General features: G+C 66.0%; 5 protein-coding genes. 2 read left to right on the top strand and 3 right to left on the bottom strand.

Annotation, left to right across the window (positions count from 1 at the left end):
* Positions 1-70 precede the first annotated feature (70 nt).
* Positions 71-958 (bottom strand): DMT family transporter, encoded by an 888-nt coding sequence (locus NX068_RS20920; protein ID WP_263463171.1) that lies wholly within the window; start codon positions 956-958, stop codon positions 71-73.
* 137 nt (positions 959-1,095) lie between these two features.
* The gene (locus NX068_RS20915) at positions 1,096-2,040 is read right to left on the bottom strand and encodes a LysR family transcriptional regulator (RefSeq protein WP_263463170.1); all 945 of its coding nucleotides are present in this window, start codon (positions 2,038-2,040) and stop codon (positions 1,096-1,098) included.
* 271 nt (positions 2,041-2,311) lie between these two features.
* On the opposite strand from NX068_RS20915, the gene aptA reads away from it, so the two are divergent.
* Positions 2,312-3,619 (top strand): omega-aminotransferase AptA, encoded by a 1,308-nt coding sequence (gene aptA / locus NX068_RS20910; RefSeq protein ID WP_263463169.1) that lies wholly within the window; start codon positions 2,312-2,314, stop codon positions 3,617-3,619.
* 56 nt (positions 3,620-3,675) lie between these two features.
* Here aptA and NX068_RS20905 read toward each other — a convergent pair whose 3' ends face one another.
* Entirely contained in the window at positions 3,676-4,338 is a 663-nt protein-coding gene (locus NX068_RS20905; protein WP_263463168.1) for a GntR family transcriptional regulator, read from the bottom strand.
* Between the two features lie 297 nt (positions 4,339-4,635).
* Here NX068_RS20905 and NX068_RS20900 point away from each other — a divergent pair, with 297 nt between their 5' ends.
* Positions 4,636-6,021: a C4-dicarboxylate transporter DctA gene (locus NX068_RS20900; protein WP_263463167.1), complete on the top strand. Its 1,386-nt coding sequence runs from the start codon at positions 4,636-4,638 to the stop codon at positions 6,019-6,021.
* The last annotated feature ends 210 nt before the right edge of the window (positions 6,022-6,231 follow it).

Here is a 6,231-nt window from a genome sequence, read left to right as displayed (position 1 = left end):
AACGCCATGGTCCGCACAGGCAAACATTGGGACAAATCGCTTCACGATGCTTGACTTCTAAGACGGTTACTCAGTCCGCCGGCCGGCGCGACTGCCACAGCGACCACAGGCTGGTCAGCGCCAGCGCGCCGCCGATCAGCAGCATGCCGGCGAACTCGGCCGTCGACGGCCGCTCGCCCAGCTCGATCCAGCCCGCCAGCACGCCGATCATCGGAATGCCGAGCGCCGACAGGCCGGCCATGCCCGCCGACAGATGCTGCAGGATGTAGAGCCACAGCAGCCAGGCCAGGCCGGTGGCGAACACCGCATTGAAGGCCAGCGCGCCGTAGAAATAAGGCGTGGGGTCGATCGGCCGCGACGGCAGCAGCAGCGCGACGATGCACAGCGCCAGCGCGCCGAACAGCATCTGCCAGGCGGTCAGCGCCAGCAGGTCGAAATCGTGGTCGCGCCGCAGGCGCTTGGCAAGGATGGCCGACAGCGCCCAGGTCAAGCCGCCGCCGACCGCGAGCAGGTTGCTGAACAGGCTGCTGTGCATCGCCCAGGGCTCGAGGATCAGCACCAGGCCGCCTGCGGCAATAACGAGCGCCAGCCACTGTATGCCGCGGATGCGCTCGCCCAGCGCCCACCAGGCCATCGGGATCACCCAGAACGGCATGGTGTAGACCAGCACCGCCGTCTTGCCCGCGCCGCCGGCCACCAGCGCCCACTGGATCAGCCCGGTGAATGCGCCCGTCTGCACGACGCCGAGCATCGCCACCCGCGGTATCGCGGCCAGCTTCAGCGGCTTGCGCAGCCCCGCCAGCACCAGGAACAGCGTCGCCGCACCCAGCAGGGTGCGAATAGCGGAAAAGTCGAAAGGATCGACGTACTGGATGACCTGCTTCATCACCACCCAGTTGTAGCCCCAGATTGCCGACAGCAGGATCAGGGCGAGGATGGCGAGGCGAACGGGCTGCATGCGGGACTCACGGCGGAAGGGTGGATCGGAAGAATCCGTGAGTATGGCCGATCGCCGCACCGATTGCCAAAGCCGGCCACGATCGACGCTCCGGCGCGCGACATCCCCGCGTCCGGCATGAAGGCAGCGGCGCCCACTCATCCTTCTCGCGGATGCTCCTCTGCGGCATCGGCGTGGAGTTCGCGCAGGCGGGCGGTGAAGCGGGAGGCGATGCGCCCCGGCGCGGGGCTGCGTGCGATCGACACCACCCAATCGCAGCGGTACTGCAGCGTGGCCGACTCGATGCGGCGCAGGACGCCGTCGCGCTCGAACGCGGCAGCGTAGTGCTCGGGCAGGAAGCCCAGGTAGCGTCCCGAGCGGATCAGCAGCACGCTGGCCTCCTGGTCGTGCACATGCGCAGCGGGCTTCAGCCCCAGGCGCCAGAAATGCTCCATGTTGAACGAGTGATAGCCGAGGCCGATGAAGGCGGCACCGCGCAGCACATCGTCGTCCGGTGCCGCGCCGCCGTGCAGCAGCGCATGGTCCGGCGCGCCGTACAGGAACATGCGCTCCGAGAACAACGGCCAGCTCAACAGGCTTTCGCTGGCGCGATGGTTGGGGTGGATGCCGATCTGGAAGCGCCCTTCCAGCAAACCCGTCTCGATCGCGCTGGTGCTCGCGACGTGCACGTCGAGCACCACTGCCGGCGCCTCGGCACCGAAGGCGGCGATGGTCTCGGCCAGCCTGCAGGCCGGATTGGTGACGAACTTGTCGAACACCGCCAGATTCAGTTCGCCGCGCATGCTGCCGTGCAGCCCGGCCATTTCACGGCGGAAGCCTTCGACCTGGGCCAGCAGCCGGCGAGCGGCGTCGAGCACCGTGCTGCCTTCCTCGGTGAGCGCGAAACCGGCGCGGCCGCGTTCGCACAGGCGCACGCCCAGCCGCATCTCCAGATCCTTCAGGTGGCGGCTGATCACCGAACGGCTGATGTTGAGCCGCAATTCTGCCGCCGCCAGTCCGCCTGACTCGGCGATGGCGATGAAGATGCGCAGCAGCCGCAAATCGGCTTCGGCGAGGTTGGCAAGCAAAGCGCGCGGTTTCATGGCGGCAGCCATTGTTTCATGGATCGGAAACCCTGCACCCGGTAGTCGCAGCGCTTCGCCCGCGGCACGGGCACCGCCGTCCACGCTTCGGCAACAGTCGACAACCGCCACGATGCTCCAGGCACGGGCGCAGGCAAGGCAGTTGCACAATTGTTTCGTTCGGATGAAACCTCACTGTCGCTTTCAATCGTTTTCTGCACCCGACTGTAAGGCTACGATAACGCACACAGACAGTGCTCATCCGGCTCATCTACGCCCAAAGGTACCCGCCATGCACAACGACCACGCTTACTGGCTGCCCTTCACTGCCAACCGCGCTTTCTGGAAAACGCCCCGCGTGATCACCGGCGCGCGCGGCCACTACTACATCACCGACGATGGCCGCCAGTTGCTCGATGGCTTTTCCGGGCTGTGGACCTCGGGGCTGGGCCATTGCCATCCGCGCATCGTCGAGGCGGTGCGCGAACAGGTCGGCACGCTGGACTACGGCATGAGCTTCCAGGTCAGCAACGACCGCGCGATCGCGCTGGCGCGCGAAGTGGCGGCGCTGGCGCCGCAGGGGCTGGAACGGGTGTTCTTCACCAACTCCGGTTCTGAGTCCGCCGACACCGCATTGAAGATCGCACTGGCCTGGCACCGCGCCCGCGGCGAAGGCCAGCGCACCCGCCTGATCGGCCGCGAGCGCGGCTACCACGGGGTGAACTTCGGCGGCATGTCGGTGGGCGGCATCCCCGGCAACCGCAAGGTCTTCAGCGCCGCGCTGCTGCCCGGCACCGACCACATCCGCCACACCTACAGCCGCGCTGACATGGCTTTCAGCCGCGGCCAGCCGGGCTGGGGCGCAGCGCTGGCGGACGACCTCGAACGCCTGGTGGCGCTGCACGACGCTTCCAACATCGCGGCGCTGATCGTCGAGCCGGTATCCGGCTCCACCGGCATCCTGGTGCCGCCGATCGGCTACCTGCAGCGCCTGCGCGAGATCTGCGACCGCTACGGCATCCTGCTGATATTCGATGAGGTCATCACCGCCTTCGGCCGCGTCGGCGCGCCCTTCGCCGCCGAACGCTTCGGCGTTGTGCCGGACATCATCACCATCGCCAAGGGGTTGACCAACGGCGTGATTCCGATGGGCGCGGTGATCGTGCGCGAAGATATCTACCAGGCGCTGATGCAGGGCCCGGACAACGCCGTCGAGCTGTTCCACGGCTACACCTATTCCGGCCATCCGGTTGCCGCCGCCGCCGGGCTGGCGACGCTGCAGGTGTATCGCGAGGAAGGCACTTTCGCCCGTGTCCGCGCCATCGAGCCGGTGTTCGAGGAGGCGATCCATGCGCTGCAGGGCGCGCCACACGTGGTGGATGTGCGCAATTTCGGCCTGATGGGCGGCATCGAACTCGAACCGCGCGCCGGCGAGCCCGGTGCGCGCGGCTTCGAAGTCTTCCTGAAATGCTTCGAAGCCGGCGTGGTGATCCGCAACGGCGGCGACATCCTGCAGTTCTCGCCTTTCCTCGATTCGACGCCGGACGAACTGGCGCGCATCTTCGACACCGTGCGCGATGCGCTGAACAAGGTGGCCTGAAGCGGGCGCGACGGTCCCGCAGCCGGTGCCGAACGCCAAACCGGCGCCGCAGTCCTTCAGCCGATGATGCCCCACCAGCGCAGGGTCTGGCGGAAATGGTCGCGCACCGCTGCCGCCGCACGCTCTTCGTCGCCCTCGATGATCCTGTCGATGATCTCCAGGTGCTCCTCCATCGCCGGCACGATACGGTCGGGCAGCAAGGGGCGCGAATGCTGGATGACCGAGATGCGGTCGCGGTTGCGCGCGTAGATCTCGCGCGCACTGTCGTTGTCCAGCGCATCGGCAAGCGTCGAATGCAGCGCCCAGTCCACCGCCTTCGCCTCGCGCTGCAGCGAGGGCGTGATGCCGCGGCGAGCGGCATCGAGCACGCGCTGATGCATTTCGCGTAGCGTGTCGAGCTTGCCCGCCGAGCCTTCGCGCACCAGTTGGCGCGCGCCCTCCTGATCGAAGATCGTGCGCAGATGGAAGCACTCGCGCACCTGCTCCGGCGTAGCTTCCATGACGACGACGCCACGCTTGGGCAGCACGCGCACCAGCGCAACGGACTCGGCGCGCTTGACGGCCTCCCTGATGGGCGCGATCGGCAGCCCGATCGATTTCACCAGATCGGGCATCGACACGAACTGGCCCGCGCGCAAACCACCCCCAATCAACAATTCCCGCAGTGCGAGGAAGGCTTTGTCGGCCAGCAGCAAGCCGTCGGCGTCCGGCATGTTCATCTCGATACTCCCGTGTGTTGGGTCACATTGCCACATACGGCGGTGCCAAGGCAAATGCCTGCCGACATTCTAGCCTTATACCATTCAAAATTTCTATTACCATATCAGTGAAGTTATAACTAACATTTCAGAAACGATATAAGCACACCGCCGCCGGGCGTCCTATCCGACGCCCACACTGCGGTGGCCGAAACAGGTCCGCTGAACCCCGGCCCACCTGGATGCGGCACAAAACCACAGCGGTTGCCGGCGTGCCTTCACGCCGCAACCCCCTCCACACGGTTCGCGAGGTGAGCCATGAAGAAGAAACCTTTCTACAAAACTTTGTTCGGGCAAGTCGTCATCGCCCTGATTCTCGGGGTGATCGTCGGCGTCGCATGGCCCGATTTCGCCGCCCAGCTCAAGCCGCTAGGCGACGGCTTCATCAAACTGATCAAGATGATCATCGCGCCGCTGGTGTTCTGCGTCGTCGTGCATGGCATCTGCAGCACGGGCGACCTGAAGAAGGTCGGCCGCGTCGGCGTCAAGGCGCTGGTGTACTTCGAGATCGTCACCACCTTCGCACTGGCGCTCGGCATTCTGCTGGCCTATACGCTGCAGCCCGGCGTCGGCATGAACGTCGATCCGAGTTCGCTCGACGCCTCGGCGATGTCCGCCTACACCGACCGCGTCGCCCAGGCCACGAGCACGGTCGACTTCATCATGAAGATCATCCCGACCACCTTCATCGATGCCTTTGCCAAGGGCGACATCCTGCAGGTGCTGCTGATCGCGATCCTGTTCGGTACCGCGGTCGCGGCGATGGGCGAGAAAGGACGTCCGGTGACGGCTGCCATCGACAGCCTGTCGCACGTGTTCTTCAAGCTCATCGGCTTCATCGTCAAGCTCGCGCCGCTCGGCGTGCTCGGCGCGATCGCCTTCACCGTGGGCAAGTACGGCGTCGGCTCGCTGAAGCAGCTCGGCATGCTGGTGGCGCTGTTCTACGTCACCTGCGCGATCTTCGTCGTCGGTGTGCTCGGCATCATCCTGCGCCTGGCGGGCTTCAACATCTTGAAGTTCCTGAAGTACATGCGTGAGGAACTGCTGGTCGTGCTCGGCACCGCGTCGTCCGACTCCGTGCTGCCGCAGGTCATGCGCAAGCTCGAACTGATGGGCGTGAAGGATTCCACCGTGGGCCTGGTGATCCCGACCGGCTACTCCTTCAATCTCGACGGCTTCTCGATCTACCTGACGCTGGCGGCGGTCTTCATCGCCCAGGCCACCAACACGCCGCTGTCCACTGCCGACCTGCTGACCATTCTCGCCATCTCGCTCGTCACCTCCAAGGGTGCGCACGGCGTGCCCGGCTCGGCGATCGTGATCCTGGCCGCGACGCTGTCCGCGGTGCCGGCGATTCCCGCCATCGGCCTGGTACTGGTGCTGTCGGTGGATTGGTTCATGGGCATGGCCCGTGCGCTGACCAACATGATCGGCAACTGCGTGGCCACCGTCGTCATCGGCGTGTGGGAAAAGGACATCGACCGCGAGCGCGCCCATAAGGTGCTCAATGGCGAGATCGTCGTCGATCTGCATGCGCCGATCCAGCCCGAGGCCCTCGCCGCCGCCCGTGCCGAAGCAGAAGCCGCCACGGTAGCCGACATCGAGGACGCTGCAGCGCCGGACGTCCGGCCCTCGCGCGCCTGAGCTTCATCTCCACCCGGCGGGCGCCCGGCGCCCGCCGTCACGCGTATCCATATAGATACAGGAAACTTCCCATGGCCAGCCACACACCGACGGCTCCATCGACCGCCGTGCCTGCCGCTTTCGCGCTCCAGGCCCAACCCCTCACCCGCGAAGCTTTCGCCCCTTTCGGCGACGTCATCGAGGCCTGTGACGCCGTCCAGCATTTCACCA

Origin of the sequence: Thauera carbonicopians (assembly GCF_025699485.1) — a bacterium.
Classification (GTDB): Bacteria; Pseudomonadota; Gammaproteobacteria; order Burkholderiales; family Rhodocyclaceae; genus Thauera.
The sequence above is the reverse complement of the archived record's forward strand: the minus strand, read 5'-3'. Positions and strand labels throughout refer to the sequence as shown.